Raw genomic sequence first — 26,910 nt, 5'->3', positions numbered from 1 at the left:
GTCACCGTTTGCTCTTGATGATGGTGCCAAGACCCTGCAGGTACGCGACGATGGCGTCCATTTCGGTCTTGCCCTTGACCGCGTCGCGGGCCCCGGCGATGTCGGCGTCGGTGTATGGCACGCCGAGGGTGCGCAGCACTTCCATCTTCTTCGCGGTGTCCTTGCCGTCGAGCTTGTGCTCGACCAGCCACGGGTACGACGGCATCTTCGATTCCGGTACCACGTTGCGCGGGTTGTACAGGTGCGCACGGTGCCAGTCGTCCGAGTAGCGGCCACCGACCCGGGCCAGGTCCGGCCCGGTACGCTTGGAGCCCCACAGGAACGGGTGGTCCCACACGCTCTCGCCGGCCACCGAGTAATGGCCGTAGCGCTCGGTTTCGGCACGGAACGGGCGGATCATCTGCGAGTGGCAGCCCACGCAGCCTTCGCGGATGTAGATATCGCGGCCTTCAAGCTCCAGCGCGGTGCGCGGCTTCATGCCTTCCACGGGTTTGTTGGTGACGTCCTGGAAAAACAGCGGGACGATCTGGGTCAGGCCACCGACGCTCACGGCGATGACCATGAAGAAGGCCAGCAGGCCTATGTTCTTCTCGACGGCTTCATGCTTCATCAGTGCGCTCCCACGACGACGATCTTGGCGGCTTCCTCAGCCTGTGCCGGGTTGGCGGCACGTACGGTACGGAACACGTTGTAGGCCATCAGCAGCATGCCGGTGGCGAAGAACGCACCGCCCAGGGCGCGGACGATATAGCCAGGGTGGCTGGCCTGCAGTGCTTCGACGAAGGAGTAGGTGAGGGTGCCGTCATCGTTGATGGCGCGCCACATCAGGCCCTGGGTGATGCCGTTTACCCACATCGAGGCGATGTACAGCACGGTACCGATGGTAGCCAGCCAGAAGTGCGCGTTGATCAGGCCGACGCTGTGCATCTGCTCGCGGCCATACAGGCGCGGGATCATGTGGTACACGGCGCCGATCGAGATCATCGCTACCCAGCCGAGGGCGCCGGCGTGAACGTGGCCGATGGTCCAGTCGGTGTAGTGCGACAGCGAGTTCACGGTCTTGATGGCCATCATCGGGCCTTCGAAGGTGGACATGCCGTAGAACGCCAGCGACACCACCAGGAAGCGCAGGATCGGGTCGGTGCGCAGTTTGTGCCAGGCACCGGACAGGGTCATCATGCCGTTGATCATGCCGCCCCAGCTTGGCGCCAGCAAGATGATCGACATCACCATGCCCAGCGACTGCGCCCAGTCAGGCAGGGCGGTGTAGTGCAGGTGGTGCGGGCCGGCCCAGATGTACAGGGTGATCAGTGCCCAGAAGTGCACGATAGACAGGCGATACGAGTAGATCGGGCGTTCGGCCTGCTTCGGTACGAAGTAGTACATCATCCCCAGGAAGCCGGTGGTGAGGAAGAAGCCCACGGCGTTGTGGCCGTACCACCACTGGATCATCGCGTCTGTGGCGCCGGAGTAGGCCGAGTACGACTTGAACAGGCTTACCGGCAGCGAGATGTGGTTGACGATGTGCAGCATCGCGGTAACCACGATGAAGGCGCCGTAGAACCAGTTGCCGACATAGATGTGCTTGGTCTTGCGCTTGACGATGGTGCCGAAGAACACCAACCCGTAGGTGACCCAGACGATGGCCAGCAGGATCGCCAGCGGCCACTCGAGCTCGGCGTACTCCTTGGTGGTGGTGTAGCCCATCGGCAGGGTGATCAGCGCCCCGACGATCACCGCCTGCCAACCCCAGAAGGTGAAGGCGGCCATGCTGTCGGAGATCAGCCGGGTCTGGCAGGTGCGCTGCACCACGTAGTAGCTGGTGCCGAACAGCGCACAGCCCCCGAAGGCGAAGATCACCAGGTTGGTGTGCAGCGGGCGCAGACGGCCGAAGCTGGTCCAGGGCAGGTCCAGGTTCAGTTGCGGCCATACCAGCTGCGAGGCGATGAAGACGCCGAGGCCCATGCCAAGGATCCCCCAGACCACCGTCATGATGGCGAACTGGCGGACGACCTTATAGTTATAAGCAGTCGGACTGATTGCTGTGCTCATTGCTAAGGTTCCACGGTTTTGATGTTCTTGTTGGTCGAAAAATCGGCGCCAGTATTGATAACCACCGGGGTTACTGCAACGCAACTTTGGTACGCCGACCCGTGCCCGAGCCCGTTCACTGATGTCCCGCAGCGATCGGGTCTGGACGATTGTACACAAATAAATATTTGTAATGTGTACCGTTTTTCGCCTTTTTCTGATCGATCGGTCAAGCTTTTTATCGGGACGGCGACAGGCTACGCGCCGCGTCTGCTTCGGTCCTTTCGGAGCGAGGCCCACTGAGGCAACAAGCTTAGTTCTGTTCGGAGGGGGTGCAAGGGAGGGTAGAGCGGGGGCAAGGTGGGAATGGGGCTGCTTTGCAGCCCGTCGCGACACAAGGCCGCTCCTACAGGAAGTACGCAATCCCTTGTAGGAGCGGCCTTGTGTCGCGATAGGGCCGCAAAGCGGCCCCTGGGCGGTATTACTTGGCAGTCACGGTTTCAGCAGCACCATCCTGCGACAGGCTATACACATACGCCGCCAGCAGGTGCACCTTGTCGTTGCCCTGGATCTCCGCCTGCGCCGGCATCTGACCCTGGCGACCATAGCGAATGGTCTGCTGCAGCTGGGCAAAGCTCGAACCGTAGATGAACGCCTGCGGGTGAGTCAGGTCTGGCGCGCCCATGGCCGGGGTGCCTTTGCCTTCAGGTCCGTGGCAGGCCACGCAGTTGCCGGCAAAGATCTCCTTGCCCTTGGCGGCGTCAGCCTTGACCCCTTCCGGCAGGCTGCGGCCATCGAGGTTGGTGAGCACGAACGCGGCCACATCCGCCACGCCCTGCTCGCCGATCACTTCGGCCCAGGCCGGCATCACGCCGTGACGACCGTTCATGATCGACGCCTTGATGGTTTCCGCTTCGCCGCCCCAGCGCCAGTCCTTGTCGGTGAGGTTGGGGAAGCCATAGGCACCCTTGGCGTCCGAGCCGTGGCACACCGAGCAGTTGGAGGCGAACAGGCGGCTGCCCATTTTCAGCGCCTGCGGGTCCTTGGCCACTTCTTCCACGGGCATGGCGGCGTACTTGGCAAAGATCGGGCCGAATTTTGCGTCGGCCTTGTCCATTTCCTTCTGCCATTCGTTGGCGCCGGTCCAGCCATTTTCATAGCCCGGCAGGATGCCCTTCCAGTTGCCCAGGCCCGGGTAGAGGATCAGGTAGCCGACCGAGAACACCAGGGTGCCGACGAACAGCCAGAACCACCACTTGGGCAGCGGGTTGTCGTATTCCTCGATGCCGTCGAAGCTGTGGCCCATGGTCTGGTCGGTGGTGTTGTTGCTCTGGCCCTTGCGGGTGGCGAGCAGCAGCCAGGTCAGGCCAATCAGGCTACCGATGGTCAGTACGCAGATGTACGTACTCCAGAAGGTGGTCATTGCCCGTTACTCCTTTTTGCAGCAGGTTTCTGTCCGGCAGAGGGCAGGCGGTCGTCGACGAAGGGCAGCAGGCGCGCTTCGGCGAAATCACGGTCGCGGCGGCGGTTGAATACCCACAGGGTGAGGCCGATGAAGGCGATCATCACCACCAGGGTGCCCAGGCCGCGGATCATGCCGATGTCCATTCCCATCGCATTCACCTCTTGTTCTTGATCGCGGTGCCGAGCACCTGCAGGTAGGCGACCAGGGCGTCCATCTCGGTCTTGCCCTTGACCGCGTCGCGGGCCCCGGCGATGTCATCGTCGGTGTACGGCACGCCCAGGGTGCGCAGGGTGCGCATCTTGGTGTCGGTATGGCTGTTGTCGACCTGCTGGGCGACCAGCCATGGGTACGACGGCATCTTCGACTCCGGTACCACGTTGCGCGGGTTGTACAGGTGCGCACGGTGCCAGTCGTCCGAGTAGCGGCCACCGACCCGGGCCAGGTCCGGCCCGGTGCGCTTGGAGCCCCACAGGAACGGGTGGTCCCACACGCTTTCACCAGCCACCGAGTAGTGGCCATAGCGCTCGGTTTCGGCACGGAACGGGCGGATCATCTGCGAGTGGCAGCCCACGCAGCCTTCGCGGATGTAGATATCGCGGCCTTCCAGCTGCAGCGCGGTGTAGGGCTTCATGCCTTCCACCGGCTTGTTGGTGACGTCCTGGAAGAACAACGGGACGATCTGGGTCAGGCCGCCGATGCTGACGGCGAACACCATCAGCAGGGCCAGCAGGCCGACGTTTTTCTCGATGACTTCATGTTTCATCAGGCAGGTCTCCTCAAGCCAGCTGGGCGTTCGCAGGGGCGACATCGAGCGCCGGCGAACGCACGGTGCGCCAGGTGTTCCAGGCCATCAGGAACATGCCGCTGAGGAAGATCGCACCGCCGACGAAGCGCACGATGAAGCCTGGGTGGCTGGCCACCAGGGTTTCCACGAACGAGTAGGTGAGCGTGCCGTCGCTGTTGACCGCGCGCCACATCAGGCCTTGGGCGATGCCGTTGACCCACATCGAGGCGATGTACAGCACGGTGCCGATGGTGGCCAGCCAGAAGTGCGCGTTGATCAGGCCGATGCTGTACATGCGCTCCTTGCCGAACACTTTCGGGATGGTGTGGTACAGCGCGCCGATCGAGATCATCGCCACCCAGCCGAGGGCGCCGGCGTGCACGTGGCCGATGGTCCAGTCGGTGTAGTGGGACAGGGCGTTGACCGTCTTGATGGCCATCATCGGGCCTTCGAAGGTGGACATGCCGTAGAACGCCAGCGACACCACCAGGAAACGCAGGATCGGGTCGCTGCGCAGTTTGTGCCAGGCGCCGGACAGGGTCATCATGCCGTTGATCATGCCGCCCCAGCTTGGTGCCAGCAGGATCAGCGACATCACCATGCCCAGCGACTGCGCCCAGTCGGGCAGGGCGGTGTAGTGCAGGTGGTGCGGGCCGGCCCAGATGTACAGGGTGATCAGCGCCCAGAAGTGCACGATCGACAGGCGATAGGAATACACCGGGCGTTCGGCCTGCTTGGGCACGTAGTAGTACATCATCCCCAGGAAGCCTGCGGTCAGGAAGAAGCCCACGGCGTTGTGGCCATACCACCACTGCACCATGGCATCGGTGGCACCGGCATAGACCGAGTAGGACTTGGTCAGGCTGACCGGCAGTTCCAGGTTGTTGACGACGTGCAGCATCGCCACGGTGAGGATGAAGCCGCCGAAGAACCAGTTACCGACGTAGATGTGCTTGGTGTTGCGCTTCATCAGCGTGCCGAAGAACACGATGGCGTAGCTCACCCAGACGATGGTGATCAGGATGTCGATCGGCCATTCCAGTTCGGCGTATTCCTTGGAGCTGGTGTAACCCAGCGGCAGGCTGATGGCCGCCAGCAGGATCACCAGTTGCCAGCCCCAGAAGGTGAACGCGGCCAGGCCCGGTGCGAACAGGGTGGTCTGGCAGGTACGTTGCACCGAATAATAGGAGGTGGCGAACAGCGCACAGCCGCCGAAGGCGAAGATCACCGCATTGGTATGCAGGGGGCGCAGGCGGCCGAAGCTGGTCCAGGGGAGGTCGAAGTTGAGGGAGGGCCAGGCGAGCTGGGCGGCGATGAAGACGCCGAGCCCCATCCCGACGATTCCCCACACCACCGTCATGATGGCGAATTGGCGGACCACCTTGTAGTTATAGGCGGTACTGCTGGTTGTGTTCATGTATGGGTTCCCATCCACGGTTATTTGGCAGGCTTTACAGCGAGGCAAGCATGATTAATGGGCAAAGTGCCGGTATTGACGGGGATCAATGGGCGAAGGTCGGAAATGTCCCAGGCTTGCGCTGCGATCCCCCGCACGTTCGGGGCAAGGACGGCTACAAGGGCTGCCTGATCCTGGCTCATGGCGCAGGTGCGCCGATGGACAGCGGGTTCATGGACGAAATGGCGCAAAGGCTTGCGGCGCTTGGGGTAGCGGTAGTGCGCTTCGAGTTCCCGTACATGGCCGAGCGCAGGGTTGCCGGCGGCAAGCGGCCGCCGAACCCGCAGAGGGTGTTGCTGGAATGCTGGCGCGAGGTGTACCGGCAGGTGCGACCTTTGGTCGCGGGCAAATTGGCAGTGGGTGGCAAATCCATGGGCGGGCGCATGGCCAGCCTGCTGGCCGATGAACTGGAAGCGGATGCACTGGTGTGCCTGGGCTATCCGTTCTATGCGGTGGGCAAACCGGAAAAGCCACGGGTCGAGCACCTGGCCGAATTGAAGACGCCGACGTTGATCGTGCAGGGCGAGCGGGATGCACTGGGTAACCGCGAGGCGGTGGCAGGGTATGCGTTATCGCCGGCGATCGAGGTGAGCTGGCTGGTGGCGGGGGACCATGACCTGAAGCCGCTGAAGGCCTCGGGGTTCAGCCATGAGCAGCACTTGCAGGCGGCGGCTGAGAAGGTTGCGGCATTCCTGTCGCAATAGTGCTGGATTGTTCGCGGGCTTGCCCGCTCCCACAGGTACCGCACAGGCCCGCAAGCTTGTAGTGAACCTGTAGGAGCGGGCATGCCCGCGAAGAGGCCGGACCAGGCTGACGCTTAGTCGCGGTACTCGCACAGGTAGGCGGTATCCACCTTCACCTGCAGCTGGAACTTGCTGTCAGCCGGCACGTTGAACTTGTCGCCCGCCTTGAAGGTTTCCCAGTTGTCGCTACCTGGCAGCTTCACGGTCAGCGCACCCGAAACCACGTGCATGATCTCGCGCTTGGCAGTGCCGAACTCGTATTCGCCCGGGGCCATCACACCGACAGTGGCCGGGCCTTCTTCGCCCGCGAATGCGATCGACTTGACGGTGCCGTTGAAGTACTCGTTGACCTGGAACATGGGCGACTCCTGAAAAGGGGGGATGAAAAAGGGCTGGCCAGTATGCCCAAGCCCACCGGCTCCGTCATCTGCTTTCAGGTAGCGTCTGCCGGCAGGCTCAACGGCAGCAGCCGCGCGGTATTGCGCGCATCTTCCAGGGCCCGGTGCTGCTGCCCGCAAAAGTGCATGCCGGCCAGCTGCAGTGCACCGTTCAGCCCAGCGGGGCGCTGCAGGTGGCGGGCCTTGGCGAAGCGTTGCTTGAGGTTGATGTGCGGCAGGGTCCGCAGCAGGCTGTCCAGCCCATGCTGCTGCCACTCCTGGTGCAACTGCTGGCGGTCGTAGTCGCCCCAGCTGACCCAGGCCTGAAGCTGCCCGCGGTGGTGCCCGAGCCAGCGCTCGAAGCTTGCCCATACCTCGCGGAACGACGCGGCACTGTCCACGCTGGCCTGGCTGATGTGGGTCAGCTCACGGCAGAACGGGGTCAGCTGCGGCCGCCGCCGAGGCTTCACGAAGCGCTGGAAGTGGTCGACCTCGCGGCCATCGCGGGTAACCAGGCTTGCGCCGATTTCAATGACTTCCATCTCTGTGACCGGCCACCCACCATCGTCGGTGGTGGCTTCCAGGTCGATCACCAACCAGTGGCCCATACCAGGCTCCCTTGCAGATCCTGCTAGAGCGTAGCGAAACTCCGGGCATCCGGCATCCCCTGGCAGTTTGCCCGCAGCTTTGGCGCAAAGGGCCACTAACCGGCAGTTGTGTCCGGCCCGGAAAACGCCTAGCTTAGGCGGACCCCGGCATGAACCGTGATGAGTGTCCGTCTTGACTCCAGCGACCGGCCTGAAGGCCCTGTCTTCCCTGATGCTGCTGGCCGTGTTCTGGCTGGCGGTGCCGGCATGGGCGGCAAGTACCGTTGAAGTGAAGATTGGCGCGGCGCATTTTCCGCCCTACACCGTGCGCCCGGAGCAGGGTGCCGACACCGGTCTTCTGCCGCAGTTGGTCGACGCGCTCAACCGCGCGCAGCAGCACTACCGCTTCGTTCTGGTACCCACGTCCATTCAGAGGCGTTTCGGCGACTTCCAGCAAGGCCGTACCGACATGGCCATTTTCGAGAACCCGCAATGGGGCTGGCAGCAGATTCCCCACAAGACCGTGGACATGGGCCTGGAAGACGCCGAGGTGTTCGTCGCTCGCCAAGCCAATGGCGGTGACCCGCATTACTTCGACGACTTGAACGGCAAGCGCCTGGCGTTGTTCAATGGCTATCACTATGCGTTCGCCGGCTTCAACTCCGACCCCGAATACCTGCGCACCGCCTACAACGCGACCCTGACCTACTCCCACGACAGCAACCTGCTGATGGTGCAGGCAGGCCGCGCCGACATCGCCCTGGTCACGCGTTCCTACCTCAGCGATTTCCTGGCACGCAACCCGGCCAGCCGGGAGCGGTTGGTGCCCTCGCAACGCATTGACCAGGTCTACCATCACTACGCCTTGTTGCGCCCGGGGGCGCCCATCGGCGAGCAGTCGTTCGCGGCGCTGCTGCGGGCCCTGCGCGACAGTGGCGAGCTGGCGCGCATCTTCGAGCCCTACCGCATCACGGTAGCGGCCCCGCGCGACTAAATTCCCGTGATGCGGCAACGTTCTCAGCAGTGAGCCTTTCTTTCATTGCCGCGAGTCAAGCCCATGCCGTTCGATGCCGCATCACAGCCCCAGTCAGCGCCACGCTGGCGCAGCCTCAGTGCCGAGGAGGGGGACAGCTGGCTGAGCCTGTCCCTCGAAGGCCGCGCGTTGATCCAGTTGCGCCTGGAGATGGGTGCTACTCTGCATGTCCACCTCGAGCGGCTGTGCCCCGAGCGCCCCTATGTGGCCTTGTGGGCCGCCTGTTATTGGCTGCTGGCCCGCGATGCGGCCTGCCAGCGTCTTGCCTGGCACCTGCCCGAGCCGTTGCCTCAGGCATTGACCAGTGGCCTGCTGCTGGCCGGCGAGCAGCCTGGCCAATACCTGTGCGAGCGGGCGCTGTTCTGGCAGCTGCCACAGCCGTGGCTGGGCGAGTCGGCCAGCGTGGCCTACCCACAGCAGATGCAGATCAGCAACGGCAAGCGCCACCCACGCCGCGCGCCCAAGCCTCGTGGCGAGGTGTACCGGCGCTTCGATACGCGCCTGGGCAGTTGGGTATCGCTGCGTACCTTGGAGATCGAGCATGACCTGGAGCGCTTCAACCGCTGGCAGAACAACCCGCGGGTGGAGGCGTTCTGGCAGGAGGGTGGCACCCTTGCGCAGCATCGCGAATACCTGGGCAAGCTCGAGGCCGATCCGCATGCCCTGACGCTGATCGGTTGCTTCGATGACCAGCCGTTTGCCTACTTCGAGGCGTACTGGGCCAAGGAAGACCGCATTGCGCCGTTCTACCCGGCCGATGACTACGACCGTGGCATCCATATGCTGGTGGGGGAGGAGAGCCACCGCGGGCCGCACAAGGTGGCCAGCTGGCTATCGGCGCTGGTGCACTACCTGTTCCTGGATGACCCGCGCACCCAGCGGGTGGTGGCCGAGCCGCGTGCCGACAACGGCAAGATGATCGGCTACATGCACGACCAGTGCTTCCATTGCGACAAGGAGTTCGACTTCCCGCACAAGCGTGCGGCGTTGATGATTCTGGGGCGGGAACGGTTTTTCGATCGTTGCAAACTGGCTTGATATCGGGGTGGCTTCTTCGCGGGCGTGCCCGCGAAGAAGCAGACTCTGCCTGATCAGGCCTGCCGACTGGCCGTCTTGCGGCAATGCACCAGCGCATCGCGGATCATGAAGTTGACCAGCGTCGGCGACACTCCCAGCTCCTTGGCAATGTCCTTCTGCGGCACGCCATGCAGGCGGTACATCTCGAAGGCATAGCGGGTGCGCTGGGGCAGTTCGTTCAGCGCCTCGGCAATGTCATCCAGCGCGGCAAGGTTGATGTGGGTGGCTTCGGGGGAGGCGTTTTGCACGACTACGTTAAGGCCTTCCTCCTCGCTGCCGGAGTACTTCAACTCCATCGCCTGCTTGCGATAGTGGTCGATGGCCAGGTTGCGCACGATCTGGAACAGGTAGCTCAGCTGCGCCTTGAACGACGATGTGATCTGCGGGGCGGCGCTGAGCCGGAAAAAGGCGTCCTGCACCACATCTTCGGCGCGCGATCGACAGCCGGTAATGCGGGCAGCGATCTTGACCAGAATGCTGCGGTTGTCGACGAAGGCCTGCAGTAATGGTGAATCGCACTTACTTGTGGATAGTTGTTCCGCCATGGAAATCACCTTGTCACAGAGGGGAAAGGACGCACCCAAATTTGGGAAGCTTCCTACGACGGGCGACAAGCTATTCAGAATGATAATGATTGTCAAATGCGAAATGTAATTAGTTTCATGTGATTTCAGTTCTAAGGTGTGAGGGTGGCTAGGTGCATGTCAGGGCATTTTCAGCGCCTGTGAGATCGAGCGCCGCCCGCGCGGCGCTTCGCGGGGCAAGCCCGCTCCCACATTTGTTGCAACGTGCCGAACCTGACAGGCCATGGTTGCCAGCCTTGTTGGGCTGGCTGGATTCCTGAGTTGGCATTGCTGTCGCCCCACTTGTCTCAAGCCTTGTACCAAAGCTGACAACGCCTCTCCCACAGGCATGGCCACGTTGCAACAAATGTGGGGGAGCGGGCTTGTCCCGCGAAGCGCCGCGCGGGCGGCGCTCGATCTCACAGGCGCAGAAAGTGTCAAGGTGAATACTCGCGAAGCGCCGCGCGGGCGGCGCTCGATCTCCCAGGCGCAACATCTCTCAAGGCAAACCCCCGGCAACCCTCACGCCCCCCCCAAAGCCTCACCACCGCTAATTTCTCCCCCCGCCCATCCGTTCCCCTGTGTACACCTCAGGCCGCCACATGCCGCTGCGCCCACGTTCGCGCAGCAGCCGGCCCGACCCAACCAGACACTGGCAGGAACACCCCATGACGGACGCCTTCGAACTCCCGCTCTCGCTGGTCCAGGCCCTGGCGCAACGCGCCGCGCAGACCCCGGACAAAGTCGCCTTGCGCTTTCTGGCCGACGCTCCCGGCGAGCAGGCCGTGCTCAGCTACCGGGACCTCGACCAGCGCGCACGCACCATCGCTGCTGCCTTGCAAAGCCGGGCCGGTTTCGGCGACCGCGCAGTGCTGTTGTTCCCCAGCGGGCCAGACTATGTGGCGGCGTTCTTCGGCTGCTTGTATGCCGGCGTGATTGCGGTGCCGGCCTACCCGCCGGAGTCCGCGCGCCAGCACCACCAGCAGCGCTTGCTGTCGATCATCGACGACGCAGAGCCGCGCCTGCTGCTGACCGTCGCGGCCCTGCGCGACAGCCTGCAGGGCCTGGAGGCCCTGACAGCGGCCAACGCCCCCGAGCTGCTGGCGGTGGATGGCCTGGACCCGGCACTGGCTGCAAACTGGCGCGAACCCGCGCTCAAGGGTGATGACATCGCCTTCCTGCAATACACCTCCGGCTCCACAGCACTGCCCAAGGGCGTGCAGGTCAGCCATGGCAACCTGGTGGCCAACGAACAACTGATCCGCCAAGGCTTTGGCATCGACCTCAACCCAGACGATGTGATCGTCAGCTGGCTGCCGCTGTACCACGACATGGGCCTGATCGGCGGCCTGCTGCAGCCGATCTTCAGCGGCGTGCCCTGTGTGCTGATGTCGCCGGGCTACTTCCTGGCCCGGCCGCTGCGCTGGTTGCAGGCCATCAGCGAATACGGCGGCACCATCAGCGGCGGCCCCGACTTTGCCTACCGGTTGTGCAGCGAGCGGGTCAGCGAGGCCTCCCTGGCCGGGCTCGACCTAAGCCGCTGGCGGGTGGCCTATTCTGGCTCCGAGCCGATCCGCCAGGACAGCCTGGCGGCCTTTGCCGACAAGTTCCAGGCCTGCGGCTTCGACCCGCAGAGCTTCTTCGCCAGCTACGGCCTGGCCGAGGCGACCCTGTTCGTCAGCGGTAGTCGCCGTGGCCAGGGCATCGCCGCGCTGGAGCTGGACGCCGAAGCCTTCGCCGCCAACCGTGCGGAGCCTGGCAAGGGCAGTGTGCTGATGAGCTGTGGCTACCCGCAGCCCGGGCATGCCGTGCGCATTGTCGAACCACAACGCCTGCAGGTGCTGGACGACAACCAGGTGGGCGAGATCTGGGCCGCCGGCCCGAGCATCGCCCTGGGCTACTGGCGCAACCCCGAGGCCAGCGCCCGCACCTTCGTCGACATGGACGGCCAGACCTGGCTGCGTACCGGTGACCTGGGCTTCATGCGCGAAGGCGAAGTGTTCGTCACCGGCCGCCTGAAGGACATGCTCATCGTGCGCGGGCAGAACCTGTACCCGCAGGACCTGGAAAAAACCCTCGAGCGCGAAGTGGATGTGCTGCGAAAAGGCCGGGTGGCAGTGTTCGCCGTCGAGCAGCAAGGCGAGGAGGGCATTGGCGTGGCGGTGGAAATCAGCCGCAACGTGCAGAAGGCGATCAAGCCCCAGGAGCTGATCAAGACCCTGCGCCAGGTGATCGCCGACGCCTGCCGCCAGGCACCGGCCGTGGTCCTGCTGCTGAACCCGGGTGCGCTGCCCAAGACCTCCAGCGGCAAGCTGCAGCGTTCGGCCTGCCGCCTGCGCATGGACGATGGCAGCCTGGACTGCTACGCCCGCTTCCCTGAGGTGAACGAGCCCGTTGCTTCAGTGGGCGCAGGCGATGAACTGCAGGCGCGCATCGCCGATGTGTGGCGCGACATTCTCAAGGTCGAGGCGGTGGCGGCAGACGACCACTTCCTGCTGCTGGGCGGCAACTCGATCGCCGCCACCCACGCCACCGCACGCCTGGCCGATGAACTGGGCATCGAGCTGGGCCTGCGCACCCTGTTCGAAGCGCCGATACTGGCTGACTACGCCAAGGCCGTGGCCGCGATCATCTCCGAAGGCGGTGGCCGGGTCGGTGCCATCGCTACACTGGAACGCACCCAGGCGCTGCCCCAGTCGCTGGCGCAAAACCGCCTGTGGTTGCTGTGGCAGTTGGACCCGCAGTCGGCGGCCTACAACATTCCGGCCGGCCTGCAGTTGCGCGGTGAGCTGGACGAAAACGCCCTGGAAACAGCCTTCCAGGCGCTGGTTGCGCGCCATGAATCGCTGCGCACCCTATTTGCCGAAGAGAACGGCCAGGCCCTGCAGCGCATCCAGGCGCAGCAGCCGTTCGACCTTCGCCGCCTGGACCTCGAAGGCCAGGCCGCCGAACAGGTCGCCGCCCAACGTGAAACCGAAGCTCGCCAGCCGTTCGATCTGACCCGGGGGCCGTTGCTGCGGGTGACCCTGGCGCGCCTGGACGATGAACACCATCAACTATGGGTGACCCTGCACCATATCGTCGCCGACGGCTGGTCGCTGAACATCCTGCTCGACGAATTCGCCAAACTGTACGCCGCCCACTGCCAGGGCCTTGAGGCCAACCTGGCACCGCTGACCCTGGGTTATGCCGACTACGGCACCTGGCAGCGACAGTGGCTGGCCGCAGGCGAAGCCGAGCGTCAGCTGCAGTACTGGCAGGCGCGTCTGGGGGATGATCTGCCGGTGCTCGACCTGTGCACCGACCACCCGCGCACCAGCCAGCGCGGCCACCGCGCCGCCCGCTTCAACCTCAAGGTACCGGCCAGGCTCACCGAAGCGCTCAAGGGCCTGGCCCGCGAACAGCAGGCCAGCCTGTTCATGGTACTGCTGGCCGGCTGGCAGGCGCTGTTGCACCGCTACAGTGGCCAGGCCGATATCCGTGTCGGCGTGCCCAACGCCAACCGCCCGCGCCTGGAAACCCAAGGCATGGTCGGCTTCTTCATCAACACCCAGGTGCTGCGTGCGCAGCTCGACGGCCGCCTGCCGTTCGACCAGTTGCTGGCCCAGGTGCGCCAGGCCACCCTGGATGCCCAGGCCAACCAGGACCTGCCGTTCGAGCAACTGCTCGAAGCCCTGCCCGAGGCTCGCGAGCAAGGCCTGTTCCAGGTCATGTTCAACCACCAGCAACGTGACCTGTCTGCGCTGCGCCGCCTGCCGGGCCTGCTGGCCGAAGAGCTGCCGTGGCACAGTCGCGAAGCCAAGTTCGACTTGCAGCTGCACAGTGAAGAAGACCACCAGGGCCGCCTGAGCCTGGCCTTCGACTATGCCGCCGAATTGTTCGATGCCAGTACCGTCAAGCGCCTGGCCCAGCACCTGTTGGCCCTGCTCGAGCAGGTGTGTGCCGGGCCGCAGCGGGCGCTGGGCGAGGTGCAACTGCTCGACGAGCCTGGCCGCGCGCAACTGCTGAGCTGGGGCGAGGCACCCGCTGCGCCGCCGCAGCGCCTGCTGGTCGAGCAGCTCAATGAACAGGCACGCCTGACCCCGCAGCGCACCGCCCTGGTGTGGGACGGTGGCAGCCTGGATTACGCAGAGTTGCACCAGCAAGCCAACCGTCTGGCCCACTACCTGCGTGACAAAGGCGTGGGCCCAGACACTTGCGTGGCCATCGCCATCGAGCGTTCGCCGCAGCTGCTGGTGGGCCTGCTGGCCATTCTCAAGGCCGGTGGTGCCTATGTGCCGCTGGACATCGATTACCCGGCCGAGCGCCTGGCCTACATGCTCGCCGACTGCAACGCTGGCCTGTTGCTGAGCCACAGCAGCCTGCTGGGCAAGCTGCCACAGGTTGATGGCGTCAGCGCCATCGCCCTCGACCAGCTGCACCTGGACAGCTGGCCAAGCCATGCCCCCGGGTTGCATCTGCATGGCGACAACCTGGCCTATGTGATCTACACCTCCGGCTCCACCGGCCAGCCCAAGGGCGTGGGCAATACCCACGCGGCACTGGCCGAGCGCCTGCAATGGATGCAGGCCAGTTATGTGCTGGACGACAGCGACGTGCTGATGCAGAAGGCGCCGATCAGCTTCGACGTTTCGGTGTGGGAATGCTTCTGGCCACTGGTGACCGGTTGCAAGCTGGTGCTCGCCGGCCCTGGCGAGCACCGCGACCCGCAGCGCATCGCCGCGTTGGTGCAGGCCCATGGCGTGACCACGCTGCACTTCGTGCCGCCGCTGTTGCAGGTGTTCGTCCAGGAGCCGCAGGCGGGTGCCTGCGGCAGCCTGCGCCGGCTGTTCTCCGGTGGCGAAGCGCTGTCCGCGGCACTGCGTGACCGCGTGCTGCAGGTGCTGCCACAGGTGCAGTTGCACAACCGCTATGGCCCGACCGAAACCGCCATCAACGTCACCCACTGGCACTGCCAGGCCACCGATGGCGAACGCTCGCCGATCGGCCGCCCGCTGGGCAATGTGCTGTGCCGTGTGCTGGACGACGAGCTGGAACTGTCCGCCCCCGGTGTGCCGGGCGAGCTGTACCTCGGCGGTGCAGGCCTGGCCCGTGGCTACCTGGGCCGCCCGGGCCTCACCGCCGAGCGCTTCGTGCCCCGGGCCGACGGCAATGGCGAGCGCCTGTACCGCAGTGGCGACCGCGCCCGCTGGCAGGTGCAGACCGCGGCGCTGGAATACCTTGGCCGCCTCGACCAGCAGGTCAAGGTGCGTGGCTTCCGTGTCGAACCCGAGGAAGTCCAGGCCTGCCTGCTGGCGCAAGCGGGGGTCGAACAGGCGCTGGTGCTGATTCACAAGGATGCCGTAGGTGCGCAACTGGTCGGCTACTACAGTGGCAGCGCCCAGCCTGATGCATTGCTGACGGTGCTGGCTGAACAACTACCGGCCTACATGGTGCCGGCACAACTCATCCCGCTGGCGCAGATGCCACTGGGCCCCAGCGGCAAGGTCGACCGCAAGGCATTGCCGGCCCCGGTGTGGCAGCAGCGGCAGCACGTCAAGCCGCAAACCGAGTTGCAGCAGCAGGTCGCCGCCATCTGGCGCGAGGTGCTGAACTTGCCGCGCATCGGCCTGCAGGACGACTTCTTCGCCCTCGGCGGCCATTCGCTGCTGGCCACTCAAATTGTCTCGCGCACGCGCCAGGCCTGCGATGTCGAGCTGCCGCTCAAGGCCCTGTTCGACGCCAGCGAGCTGGGCGCCTTCTGTGCCGAGATCACGCGTATTCGTGCTGCCGGTGAGCGCAACCTGCAAGGTTCAATCGCCCGCGTCGACCGCCGCCAGGCGGTGCCGCTGTCGTACTCGCAGCAGCGCATGTGGTTCCTCTGGCAAATGGAGCCGGGCAGCCCGGCGTACAACGTCGGCGGCATGGCGCGCTTGCGCGGCACCCTGCATGTGGATGCCTTCGAGCGAGCGCTGCAGGCGCTGGTGGTGCGCCACGAAACCCTGCGCACCACCTTCCCCAGCATCGATGGCGTGCCGTATCAGTGCGTGGCCGAAGACAGCAGCCTGCACCTCGACTGGCAGGACTTCAGCGCCTTGCCCGCCGATGCCCGCCAACAACGCCTGCAACAACTGGCCGACGACCAGGCGCACCAGCCGTTCGACCTGGAGCGCGGCCCGCTGCTGCGTGCCTGCCTGGTCAAAGCCGAAGAGCGCGAGCACTTCTTCGTGCTGACCCTGCACCATATCGTCACCGAAGGCTGGGCCATGGACATCTTCGCCCGCGAACTGGGCGAGCTGTACGAGGCCTTCGTCGATGACCGCGAATCGCCGCTGGCGCCGCTGCCGGTGCAGTACCTGGACTACAGCGTGTGGCAACGGCAATGGCTGGAAAGCGGCGAGGGCGCCCGCCAGCTGGCCTACTGGCAGGCCCGCCTGGGCGATGAACACCCGGTACTGGCGCTGCCTGCCGACCGCCCGCGCCCGGCAGTGCAGAGCCACCGTGGCGAGCTGTACCGCTTCGAGCTCGACCCGGCGCTGGTCTCCCGCGTGCATGCCTTCAACAGCCAGCGCGGCCTGACCCTGTTCATGACCATGACTGCCACCCTGGCCGCCTTGCTGCACCGCTACAGCGGCCAGCGTGACTTGCGCATTGGCGCGCCGGTGGCCAACCGCATCCGCCCGGAAAGCGAAGGGCTGATTGGCGCGTTCCTCAACACCCAGGTGCTGCGTTGCGAGCTGGACGGCCAGATGAGCGCCGCACAGTTGCTGGAGCAGGTACGCCAGGTTGCCATCGAAGGCCAGTCGCACCAGGACCTGCCGTTCGATCAGCTGGTGGAAGCCCTGCAGCCACCGCGCAGCAGCGCCTACAACCCGCTGTTCCAGGTGATGTGCAACGTTCAGCGCTGGGCCTTCCAGCAAAGCCGTCAGCTTGCCGGCATGCAGGTGGATTACCTGGTCAACGACGCCAGCGCCACCAAGTTCGACCTGTACTTGGAGGTGACCGACCTCGACGGCCGCCTGGGTTGCTGCCTGACCTACAGCCGTGACCTGTTCGACGAACCACGCATCGCGCGCATGGCCGAGCATTGGCAGCAATTGCTGGTGGGCCTGCTCGACAACCCGCAACAGCGCCTGTGCGAGCTGCCGATGCTGAGCAGCGCCGAGCAGCAGTTGCTGGCTGGCCGGTTGCAGGGCGAGCAGGGTCTCGCTCTCGACCAGACCGTGCACGGCCTGTTCGCCGCCCAGGCTGCGCGTACGCCACACGCTGGCGCGTTGACGTTTGCCGGCCGGCACATGACCTATGCCGAACTCGACCAGCAGGCCAACCGCCTGGCCCGCGCCCTGCGCGAGCGTGGCGTCGGCCCGCAGGTGCGCGTGGGCCTGGCACTGGAGCGTTCGTTGGAAATGGTCATCGGCTTGCTGGCCATCCTCAAGGCCGGTGGCGCCTACGTGCCGCTCGACCCCGAATACCCGCTCGACCGCCTGCGCTACATGATCGAAGACAGCCGCATCGGCCTGCTGCTAAGCCAGCGCGCGCTGCTGCAAACCCTGGGGCAGCTGCCCGAAGGCGTGGCGCACTGGAGCCTGGAGGACGACAGCGCCAGCCTGTCAGCCTACAGCTATGCGCCGCTGGACAACCTCAACCTGCCGCAGCACCAGGCCTACCTGATCTACACCTCCGGTTCCACCGGCAAGCCCAAGGGCGTGGTAGTCAGCCACGGCGAGTTCGCCATGCATTGCCAGGCGGTGATCGACGCGTTCGGTATGCGCGGCGATGACTGCGAGCTGCACTTCTATTCGATCAATTTCGACGCCGCCAGCGAACGCCTGTGGGTGCCGCTGCTGTGTGGCGCCCGCGTGGTACTGCGTGCCCAGGGGCAGTGGGGCGCCGAAGACATCTGCCAGCTGGTGCGTGAGCAGCAGGTGAGCATTCTTGGCTTCACGCCAAGCTACGGCAGCCAGTTGGCGCAGTACCTGGCCGGGCAGGGCGAGCAGTTGCCAGTGCGCCTGGTCATTACCGGTGGTGAAGCGCTGACCGGCGAACACCTGCAGCGCATCCGCCAGTCCTTCGCGCCGCAGCAGTTCTTCAACGCCTACGGGCCGACCGAAACCGTGGTCATGCCGCTGGCCTGCCTGGCACCACAGACGCTGCCGGCGGAGCTGGGCAGCGTACCGATCGGTCGCGTCATCGGTAGCCGCACGGCCTACATCCTCGATGAAGACCTTGCCCTGTTGCCGCAAGGCGGTGTTGGCGAGCTGTATGTCGGCGGTGCCGGCCTGGCCCAGGGTTACCACGACCGCCCGGGCCTAAGCGCCGAGCGCTTCGTCGCCGACCCGTTCGGCAGCGAAGGCGGGCGCCTGTATCGCACCGGTGACCTGGTGCGCCTGGGCAGCGATGGCCTTGTCGAGTACGTCGGTCGCGCCGACCAGCAGGTGAAGATTCGCGGTTTCCGTATCGAGCTGGGCGAAATCGAAAGCCGCCTGCAGGCGCATGCCGATGTCGACGAAGCTGTGGTGCTGGCCCTCGACCTGCCGGGCGGCAAGCAACTGGTGGGTTACCTGGTGTGCAGGCAGGCCGCTGCCGACAGCGAGGTCCAGGGCATGCTGCGCGACGCGGTGAAAGCCGATGCCCGCCAGCACCTGCCGGATTACATGGTGCCGGCGCACCTGGTGCTGCTCGACAGCCTGCCGCTGATGGGCAACGGCAAGCTCGACCGCCGTGCGCTGCCGCTGCCGGACCTGGAACAGGCACGCCAGCAGTACCAGGCGCCTGGCAACGAGGTGGAAGCGCAACTGGCGCAGATCTGGCGCGACGTGCTCAACGTTGCCCGGGTCGGCGTGCAGGACAACTTCTTCGAGCTGGGCGGCGACTCGATCCTGTCGATCCAGGTAGTCAGCCGGGCCCGCCAGGCCGGCTTGCAGTTCACCCCGCGCGACCTGTTCCAGCATCAGACCATCCAGACCCTGGCCGCCATCGTTCAGCGCAGCGAAGCCGCCAGCAGCATCGAACAGGGCCTGCGCCAGGGCCAGGCCGGCCTCACGCCGATCCAGCACTGGTTCTTCGACAGTAAAGTGCCACAGCCGCAGCACTGGAACCAGGCTGTTCTGCTGGAGGCACGCAAGCCGCTGGATGAGGGGGTACTGAAGCGAGCCTTGACCGACCTGGTGCAGCACCACGACAGCCTGCGCCTGCGCTTCAGTCAGGCCCAGGGCCGCTGGCAGGCCGAATATGCTTCGCTTGCCACCGGGCAATTGCTGTGGACAGCCACGGTCGCCGACTTCGCCGATTGCCAACCGCTGTACACCGATTTGCAACGCAGCCTCGACCTGGAACAGGGCCCACTGTTGCGCGCCTTGCTGGTTAATGACGGGCAGGGCGGCCAGCGCCTGTTGCTGGCTATCCATCACCTGGTGGTCGATGGCGTGTCGTGGCGCGTGCTGCTGGAAGACCTTCAGGCGCTGTACCGAGGCCAGCCGCTGCCGGCCAAGACCCACGCCATGGGCGACTGGGCCGCACGCCTGGCCATCTATGCCGGCAGTGATTCGCTGCGCGACGAGCTGGGCTGGTGGCAAGGCCAGTTGGGCGGCGTGCGCCGCGAACTGCCATGCGATCACCCGCAGGGCGGCAACCTGCACTGCCATGCCCGTACCCTGGCCATCGGCCTGGATGTGGAGCAGACCCGGCAGTTGCTGCAGCAGGCCCCGGCGGCCTATCACACCCAGGTCAACGACCTGCTGCTGACCGCGCTGGCGCGTGCCCTGTGCCGCTGGAGCGGCGACGAAGAAGTGCTGGTACAGCTTGAAGGCCATGGCCGTGACGGGCTGTTCGAAGATATGGACCTGACCCGCAGCGTCGGCTGGTTCACCAACGCCTACCCGCTGAGCCTGCGCCCGCTGCCAGGCGAGGACGATGCAGCGCGGGCAGGCTCGATCAAGCGCATCAAGGAGCAACTGCGCCAGGTGCCGCATAAAGGGCTGGGTTATGGCGTGCTGCGCTACCTGGCCGATACGGCAGTGCGTGAGCAGATGGCGGCCCTGCCGCAGGCACGCATCACCTTCAACTACCTGGGCCAGTTCGACCAGCAGTTCGACAGCACAGCCCTGTTCCAGCCGCTGGACGCCGCGGCCGGCCTGGCCCACGACCTCGATGCACCGCTGTCCAACTGGCTGAGTGTCGATGGCCAGGTGTATGGCGGTGCCCTGCAACTGCGCTGGACCTTCAGTGCCGAACGCTACGACGAGCGGACCATCGCCTGCCTGGCCGAGGCCTATCGTCAGGAGCTGCTGGCGCTGGTCGAGCATTGCCTGGCTGATGGCAACGGCAGTTTCACGCCATCGGACTTCCCGCTGGCGCACCTGACCCAGGCGCAGATCGACGCGCTGCCGGTACCGGCAGCGCAGATCGAGGATGTCTATCCCCTGACGCCGATGCAGGAGGGCATGCTGTTGCACACCCTGCTGGAGCCGGGCACCGGCCTTTACTACATGCAGGACCGCTACCGCATCAACAGCGCGCTCGACCCCGAACGCTTCGCCCAGGCGTGGCAGGCGGTGGTGGCACGCCACGAGGCGCTACGCGCATCGTTCAGCTGGAACACCGGCGAGGCGATGCTGCAGATCATCCACAAACCGGGCAACATGCCGGTGGACTATCAGGACTGGCGTGGCCTCGACGACGACGCCCAGGAACAGCGCCTGCAGGCCCTGCACAAGCAGGAACGCGAGGCTGGTTTCGCGCTGCTCAGCGAGGCGCCGTTCCACCTGCGCCTGGTGCGTGTGGCCGACGAGCGCTACTGGTTCATGATGAGCAACCACCACATCCTCATCGATGCCTGGTGCCGTTCGCTGCTGATGAACGATTTCTTCGAGATCTACCAGGCCCTCGGCGAGGGGCGCCAGGCCCGCTTGCCGGTGCCACCGCGCTACCGCGACTACATCGGCTGGCTGCAACGCCAGGGCCTGGACGACGCGCGAGCCTGGTGGCAGGCCAACCTGGCCGGCTTCGAACGCGCTACCACCATCCCCAGCGACCGCCCGCTGCGCCACGACCATGCCGGTAGCGGCATGATCGTCGGCGACTGTTACACCCGCCTGGCGGTGAGCGACGGTGTGCGCCTGCGCGAACTGGCCCAGGCCCACCAGCTCACCGTCAACACCTTCGCCCAGGCGGCCTGGGCACTGGTGCTGGCGCGCTACAGTGGCGACCGCGACGTGGCCTTTGGCGTGACCGTGGCCGGGCGCCCGGTGAGCATGCCGCAGATGCAGCGTACCGTCGGCCTGTTCATCAACAGCGTCGCCCTGCGCGTGCAATTGCCGGTGGCGGGTGAGCGCTGCAGCGTGCGGCAGTGGCTGCAAGGCCTGCTGGAGCACAACATGGAGCTGCGCGAGCATGAGTACCTGCCGCTGGTGGCCATCCAGGAATGCAGCGAACTGCCCAAGGGCCAGCCGCTGTTCGACAGCCTGTTCGTGTTCGAGAACGCGCCGGTGGAAACCGCCGTGCTCGACCACGCCCAGCACCTGAATGCCAGTTCCGACTCGGGTCGTACCCACACCAACTTCCCGCTGACCGCAGTGTGCTACCCGGGCGATGACCTTGGCCTGCACCTGTCGTTCGACCAGCGCTATTTCGACTACCCGACCGTCGAGCGCCTGCTGGCCGAGTTCAAGCGCCTGCTGCTGGCGCTGGTGCAAGGCTTTGAAGGGGAGATGAGCGCACTGCCGTTGCTGGGTGCGGAAGAGCAGCGCTTCCTGCTGGAAGACTGCAACCGCACCGCGCGCGCCTATCCGTTGGAACAGAGTTACATCGCGCAGTTCGAGGCGCAGGTGGCCGCGCATCCGCAACGTACCGTGGCCCGCTGCCTGGACGCATCCTACGACTACGCCGGCTTGAACCTGGCGGCCAACCGTCTGGGCCATGCCTTGATCGCGGCGGGTGTGAACGTGGACCAGCCGGTGGCACTGCTGGCCGAGCGTGGGCTACCGCTGCTGGGCATGATCGTCGGCAGCTTCAAGGCCGGCGCCGGCTACCTGCCACTGGACCCGGGCCTGCCGGCGGCGCGTCTGCAAAGCATCATCCAGCTCAGCCGTACACCCGTGCTGGTGTGCAGCGCGGCCTGTGCCGGGCAAGGGCGGCAGTTGCTGGACCAGCTTGCGTTGGCGGCACGGCCGCAGCTGCTGGTCTGGGAAGACATCCAGGCCAGCCCGGTGGCCAGCCACAACCCCGGCATTCACAGCGGGCCGGATAACCTCGCCTATGTGATCTACACCTCAGGCTCCACCGGCCTGCCGAAGGGGGTGATGGTCGAGCAGCGCGGCATGCTCAACAACCAGTTGAGCAAGGTGCCGTACCTGGCGCTCGGCGAGCAGGACGTGATCGCCCAGACGGCCTCGCAGAGCTTCGACATTTCGGTGTGGCAGTTCCTTGCCGCGCCGCTGTTCGGCGCCAGGGTGGAGATCGTGCCGAATGCCATCGCCCATGACCCGCAGGGCCTGCTGGCGCATGTGCAGGCCACCGGCATCAGCGTGCTGGAGAGCGTGCCGTCGCTGATCCAGGGTATGTTGGCCAACGACCACCAGGCCCTCGATGGCCTGCGCTGGATGCTGCCGACCGGCGAGGCCATGCCTCCGGAGCTGGCGGCGCAGTGGTTGCAGCGCTACCCGCAGATCGGCCTGGTCAACGCCTACGGCCCGGCGGAGTGCTCCGATGACGTGGCGTTCTTCCGCGTCGATGCCGCCTCGACCCGTGGCAGTTACTTGCCGATCGGCACGCCGACCGACAACAACCGCCTGTACCTGTACGGCGAGGACCAGGCACTGGTGCCACTGGGTGCGACAGGTGAGTTGTGCGTGGCCGGCACCGGCGTGGGCCGTGGCTATGTCGGCGACCCGGTGCGCACAGCGCTGGCGTTCATTCCCCATCCTCATGGTGCACCGGGCGAACGCCTGTATCGCACTGGCGACCTGGCGCGGCAGCGCCTGGACGGGGTGCTGGAGTATGTCGGGCGCATCGACCATCAGGTGAAGATTCGCGGCTACCGCATCGAACTGGGCGAAATCGAATCCCGCCTGCACGAACAGCCGGAAATCCGCGACGCTGCCGTTGGCGTGCAGGAGGGCGTCAATGGCAAGCACCTGGTGGGTTACCTGGTGGCGCATCAGGGCGTTGCAGCCGACGCTGCGTTGCTGGAACAGCTCAAGCAGCGCCTGCGTGCCGAGTTGCCGGAGTACATGGTGCCACTGCACTGGGGCTGGTTCGACAGCCTGCCGCACAACGCCAACGGCAAGCTCGACCGCAAGGCCCTGCCAGCCATCGACGTCGGTGGCCAGCACAGCCAGGCCTACCAGGCGCCGCGCAATGAGCTGGAAGAGGTACTGGCCGGTATCTGGGCGGATGTGCTCAAGGCCGAGCGGGTCGGGGTGCACGACAACTTCTTCGAGCTGGGCGGGCATTCGCTGCTGGCCACGCAAATCGCCTCGCGGGTGCAGAAGCAGCTGCAACTGAACGTGCCGCTGCGGGCGATGTTCGAGTGCAGCACGGTGGAGGAACTGGCGGTGTATGTGCGGGGGCTGCAGGGCAGTGTGCTGGATGACGATAAAGTCGACCGGCTCAGTGACCTTATGGCTGAGCTGGAGGGGTTGTGACCTGAGCAGGTGAGGCCTGCACCGCCCCTGGATTGGTGCACAAAAGTTGAAATTGCTGGGGCCGCTATGCGGCCCTTTCGCGACACAAGGCCGCTCCTACAGATACGGCGTTGTTCTCGAGGTTTGGCGCTGCACCTGTGAGCGGGCATGCCCGCGAACACCGGCGCAGCCGGTGCCATACCTGCAACCCCACCTTTCCCATGGTTCTTCGCCGTCATGATGCGGCCCCGATTTTTTCCTGCGACATCGACGCATTGATGAATGCTTCATCATAAGAGTTCGCATGGTAGCGAGCGAGAAACTCATGAGCATTCTCAAATGGCTCGAGGTGTTGATGAGCGAGCATGTAGAAACGATGGCAGTTTGTGGCAATTTCCTCGGTATAGTGAGATGAAATCAAAACACTAGCCCCGTTTTTGCACGCGTTTTTTATACCTAGCCATATGTGGTGTCTGAATTCTGGGTCTACCCCCGCAGTAGGCTCGTCGAGGATGATCAGGTCACTGCCCATGAGCAGTAGCGTCAGTGTGACAAAGCTCCGGACTTCGCCATAGCTGCAAGTAGATGCCTTCTTCTTGTAGATTTCAGCATACCGTTTCGACAGGGAATGTGACCATTCAGAGAGGCGTGAAAGCACCTCGCAGTGATCCGGTGCTGATCTGGAGTTTAACTGTGTAATCAGTTGGTAGACTTCGCTCATCCTGAGCAAGGGCGGTGGTGTCAGTACTTGAGTCAGATAAGCCTGCTGTCTGGATGAATTTATGATTGTGCCGTTGCTTGGTTTTCTGATGTTGCAGATCAGGTCGAAAAGCGTGGTCTTTCCTGCTCCGTTACTGCCCAGTACGCCTACGGCCTCTCCTTTTTTCAACTGTAATGTGATGTTTTGTAAAAGAGGGCTGCTGTTGTATGAGAAGTCCAGGTTTTTGATGGTGAGAAGGTGCATTTTAATAGCGGCTCCATATGGGGTGGATTCTGAATAGCTTTCCTGTTGCATAGAGCCCCGCTGTTGAAATGGCAAAAGCTGTCAGAAAACTAATAGTGAGTGGTATCTCTCCGGTAATTATTCTTGTGCTCAGGTGCAAGGGGTTGATCAACGTTGACCAGTGGGTCAGTTCGTCTTGTGTGGTGCCCAAATAGCCGGAAAGTAACATCAGGAATGAAAGTAGCGAAAATAGCGTCCCGGCTGTGCTGAATTTGATGGGCATCGCTGCAATTGCCAAGCCGATGCAGGCGAATATCAGGTAACTCGTATAGAACGCGGCTGTAAGGTACAGGAATTCTGATGGCGAGTAGGATCCGTATAGAGGCTTGGAGATGAAGTAGAAAAAGCTGGAGTACACGACACTGACCAATGTGTAGCTGACGGCGTGCGATGTGAGGAAAAGTGCAATTGCCTCGCGTTGGTAAATGAATGACCGGACGAAGCCACTTTCTCGTCGTCCGATTAGATAAAAGCCGAGGCCGAAGAAGGCAACGTTTGCAGCGATGTAGGCGTAGAACCACGCAGCAGAGGATATATAGAGAGTGTCTGGTGGCGCTGCAAGGGAACGGCTTTGCCTCAGTAGTATGAACATCAAGCAAGGCGCCGCCGCTGTCCACAGCAACGCAGTGGGTTCTCGCAGGTGTTCCAGGATCAACACCTTGGTGATCATGAGGATCTGTTTTCTTCGCGTTATGGGGTATGGCTTTTTGTTCATTTTTCTCGCCTTTAGTGTCTTCGCGAATGCAGGGGGTAAGGGTTTTATATTCAGGCTGCATGTACGTCAAGTTTGATGGGGCAATGTGTTGGCTGGGGTGTAATCTAGTTGTTTGAATTGCAGTTGGTATTGTGAGATGTATCTGAGGGGTATGTCTGATCGCGATCTGTTCACTGGTCATGGGAGTGAAAAAGACGTCTGTTTTTTGTAAGGCGGATCTGAAATTGTTGTGGGATTGTTATATGTTTTATCGCCGGGCGTTGTTTTCCGATGATCGGTTCGGAAAAGTGTTTGTCGCCTTAGGTGGTATAACTTAGTGTTGCTAAATGTGAACTTGGCCATTGGCTGGCATCTGGGCCGATGTGCTCGAGGACGAGCTGGAGGGGTTGTGACCAGAACAAGTGAGGTCTGCATCGCCCCTTGTAGGAGCGGCCTTGTGTCGCGAAAGGGCTGCACAGCAGCCCCAGCATTTTCAGCTTTTATGCAGCAATTTGGGGGCCGCTATGCGGCCCTTTCGCGACACAAGGCCGCTCCTACAGATACGGCGTTGTTTTCGAGGTTTGGCGCTGTACCTGTGGGAGCGGGCATGCCCGCGAACACCGGCGCAGCCGGTGACATAACACCGCGTTGAGTTCTTCGCGGGCTTGCCCGCTCCCACAGGGCCGCCACAGCCTTGTGCTACGAATGGGCTGCAAGGCAGCCCCGGCGATTTCACATCAGCGCTTGCCGAGAATCTTCCCAAGCAACTCCGGCCGCGGCGCGCCTTGCTGGCTCTGCAGGTTGCCCTGCTCATCCTGATAGAAGATCGCCGGGGTCGCCTGCAAGCCCATTTCTTCCATCAGCGCCATGTTCGCCGCCAGCTTTTGCTGCACCGCCTCCGGCACCTGCTCCAGTGCCTTCAACTTGCTGGCCTTGCCGGCCTTTTCATGTTCCTGTAGTGCCTTGGCCGGGTCTTTCGCCGCCAGCAGCGCCGCCGACTTGCCCGGGCTGTCCTCGCGGATGATGCCGACCATGATATGGCGCAACTGCACCTTGCCCGACTCCACCCATGGCCGCGCCTGTTCCCAGAACATGTTGCAGTACGGGCAGTTGGGGTCGCTGAACAGGTACACCTTGCGCGGTGCATCGTCCTTGCCGTCGGCGATCCAGGAGGTTTTCTCCATCTTCGCCCAGATTTCCTTGCTCATCGGCGCATACACCAGCTTTTTCAGCGGCTCGGCACTGAGGTCGTTGCCCTGTTCGTCGAACAGGCTGCCGACCAGTACATGCTTGCCGTCAGGGGTGAGGTACAGCGCCAGGCCGTTGTTCTGGTACTCGGCGGCATACCCGCGCAGGCCGTTGGGGGCGTCGAAGCTGCCTTTGATCACGGCGCCCTTGGCTTGTAGTTGCGCAATCGCCTTGGGCAGCTCTTCGGCCTGCAGGGTGGGGGCAGCCAGCAGGGCCAGGGACAGGGGCAGCAGTGCAGTCAGTCGCAT

16 protein-coding genes are annotated in these 26,910 nt (G+C 64.1%); 4 read left to right on the top strand and 12 right to left on the bottom strand.

Translation table 11 applies throughout. The features are described from left to right. Position 1 precedes the first annotated feature (1 nt). From ccoO (GEV38_RS18915) to ccoN (GEV38_RS18890), 6 genes are all read right to left on the bottom strand, one after another. A complete protein-coding gene (ccoO, locus tag GEV38_RS18915) occupies positions 2-610 on the bottom strand; it encodes a cytochrome-c oxidase, cbb3-type subunit II (protein ID WP_013973496.1) in 609 nt (202 codons plus the stop codon). Next, entirely contained in the window at positions 610-2,052 is a 1,443-nt protein-coding gene (gene ccoN, locus GEV38_RS18910) for a cytochrome-c oxidase, cbb3-type subunit I (RefSeq protein ID WP_015271137.1), read from the bottom strand. Before ccoN (GEV38_RS18910) ends, ccoO (GEV38_RS18915) begins: the two co-directional genes overlap by 1 nt. 460 nt (positions 2,053-2,512) lie before the next feature. After that, complete coding sequence (gene ccoP, locus GEV38_RS18905; protein WP_015271136.1) at positions 2,513-3,454, bottom strand: cytochrome-c oxidase, cbb3-type subunit III; 942 nt, start codon at positions 3,452-3,454, stop codon at positions 2,513-2,515. Continuing rightward, on the bottom strand, positions 3,451-3,645 hold the full coding sequence (locus tag GEV38_RS18900; RefSeq protein WP_015271135.1) for a cbb3-type cytochrome c oxidase subunit 3: 195 nt from the start codon (positions 3,643-3,645) through the stop codon (positions 3,451-3,453). Before GEV38_RS18900 ends, ccoP begins: the two co-directional genes overlap by 4 nt. A 5-nt stretch (positions 3,646-3,650) precedes the next feature. Further along, positions 3,651-4,259, bottom strand: coding sequence for a cytochrome-c oxidase, cbb3-type subunit II (ccoO, locus tag GEV38_RS18895; protein WP_013973492.1), 609 nt, complete (start codon positions 4,257-4,259; stop codon positions 3,651-3,653). A 13-nt stretch (positions 4,260-4,272) separates the two neighbouring features. Next, on the bottom strand, positions 4,273-5,697 hold the full coding sequence (gene ccoN, locus GEV38_RS18890) for a cytochrome-c oxidase, cbb3-type subunit I (RefSeq protein ID WP_013973491.1): 1,425 nt from the start codon (positions 5,695-5,697) through the stop codon (positions 4,273-4,275). A gap of 50 nt (positions 5,698-5,747) precedes the next feature. Here ccoN (GEV38_RS18890) and GEV38_RS18885 point away from each other — a divergent pair, with 50 nt between their 5' ends. Next, positions 5,748-6,440, top strand: coding sequence for an alpha/beta family hydrolase (locus GEV38_RS18885; protein ID WP_054572583.1), 693 nt, complete (start codon positions 5,748-5,750; stop codon positions 6,438-6,440). Positions 6,441-6,553: 113 nt separating this feature from the next. Here the strand turns inward: GEV38_RS18885 and GEV38_RS18880 are convergent, their stop codons facing one another. Then, positions 6,554-6,838 carry a pyrimidine/purine nucleoside phosphorylase gene (locus GEV38_RS18880; protein ID WP_003259920.1) on the bottom strand — a complete coding sequence of 95 codons (285 nt, stop codon included), beginning with the start codon at positions 6,836-6,838 and terminating at the stop codon, positions 6,554-6,556. A 74-nt stretch (positions 6,839-6,912) separates the two neighbouring features. Continuing rightward, on the bottom strand, positions 6,913-7,464 hold the full coding sequence (locus GEV38_RS18875; protein WP_003259919.1) for an exonuclease domain-containing protein: 552 nt from the start codon (positions 7,462-7,464) through the stop codon (positions 6,913-6,915). 172 nt (positions 7,465-7,636) lie between these two features. Between GEV38_RS18875 and GEV38_RS18870 the strand changes: the two genes are divergently transcribed. Next, the gene (locus tag GEV38_RS18870; RefSeq protein WP_015271132.1) at positions 7,637-8,437 is read left to right on the top strand and encodes an ABC transporter substrate-binding protein; all 801 of its coding nucleotides are present in this window, start codon (positions 7,637-7,639) and stop codon (positions 8,435-8,437) included. 63 nt (positions 8,438-8,500) lie between these two features. After that, on the top strand, positions 8,501-9,514 hold the full coding sequence (locus GEV38_RS18865) for a GNAT family N-acetyltransferase (protein WP_015271131.1): 1,014 nt from the start codon (positions 8,501-8,503) through the stop codon (positions 9,512-9,514). A gap of 53 nt (positions 9,515-9,567) precedes the next feature. On the opposite strand, the gene GEV38_RS18860 is transcribed toward GEV38_RS18865, so the two are convergent. Continuing rightward, positions 9,568-10,098: an RNA polymerase factor sigma-70 gene (locus GEV38_RS18860; protein WP_015271130.1), complete on the bottom strand. Its 531-nt coding sequence runs from the start codon at positions 10,096-10,098 to the stop codon at positions 9,568-9,570. Between the two features lie 686 nt (positions 10,099-10,784). Here GEV38_RS18860 and GEV38_RS18855 point away from each other — a divergent pair. Further along, positions 10,785-23,738 carry a non-ribosomal peptide synthetase gene (locus GEV38_RS18855; protein WP_054571880.1) on the top strand — a complete coding sequence of 4,318 codons (12,954 nt, stop codon included), beginning with the start codon at positions 10,785-10,787 and terminating at the stop codon, positions 23,736-23,738. 214 nt (positions 23,739-23,952) lie between these two features. Here GEV38_RS18855 and GEV38_RS18850 read toward each other — a convergent pair whose 3' ends face one another. The 3 genes from GEV38_RS18850 to dsbG form a co-directional block, all read right to left on the bottom strand. Next, positions 23,953-24,681 carry an ATP-binding cassette domain-containing protein gene (locus tag GEV38_RS18850; RefSeq protein WP_015271128.1) on the bottom strand — a complete coding sequence of 243 codons (729 nt, stop codon included), beginning with the start codon at positions 24,679-24,681 and terminating at the stop codon, positions 23,953-23,955. A gap of 1 nt (position 24,682) precedes the next feature. Next, a complete protein-coding gene (locus GEV38_RS18845) occupies positions 24,683-25,435 on the bottom strand; it encodes an ABC transporter permease (RefSeq protein WP_043935785.1) in 753 nt (250 codons plus the stop codon). Between the two features lie 716 nt (positions 25,436-26,151). Continuing rightward, the gene (gene dsbG, locus GEV38_RS18840) at positions 26,152-26,910 is read right to left on the bottom strand and encodes a thiol:disulfide interchange protein DsbG (protein ID WP_015271126.1); all 759 of its coding nucleotides are present in this window, start codon (positions 26,908-26,910) and stop codon (positions 26,152-26,154) included.

Source organism: Pseudomonas sp. 13159349, from assembly GCF_013305685.1.
Lineage (GTDB): Bacteria > Pseudomonadota > Gammaproteobacteria > Pseudomonadales > Pseudomonadaceae > Aquipseudomonas > Aquipseudomonas asiatica.
This window is presented reverse-complemented; position numbering and strand designations above follow the sequence as displayed.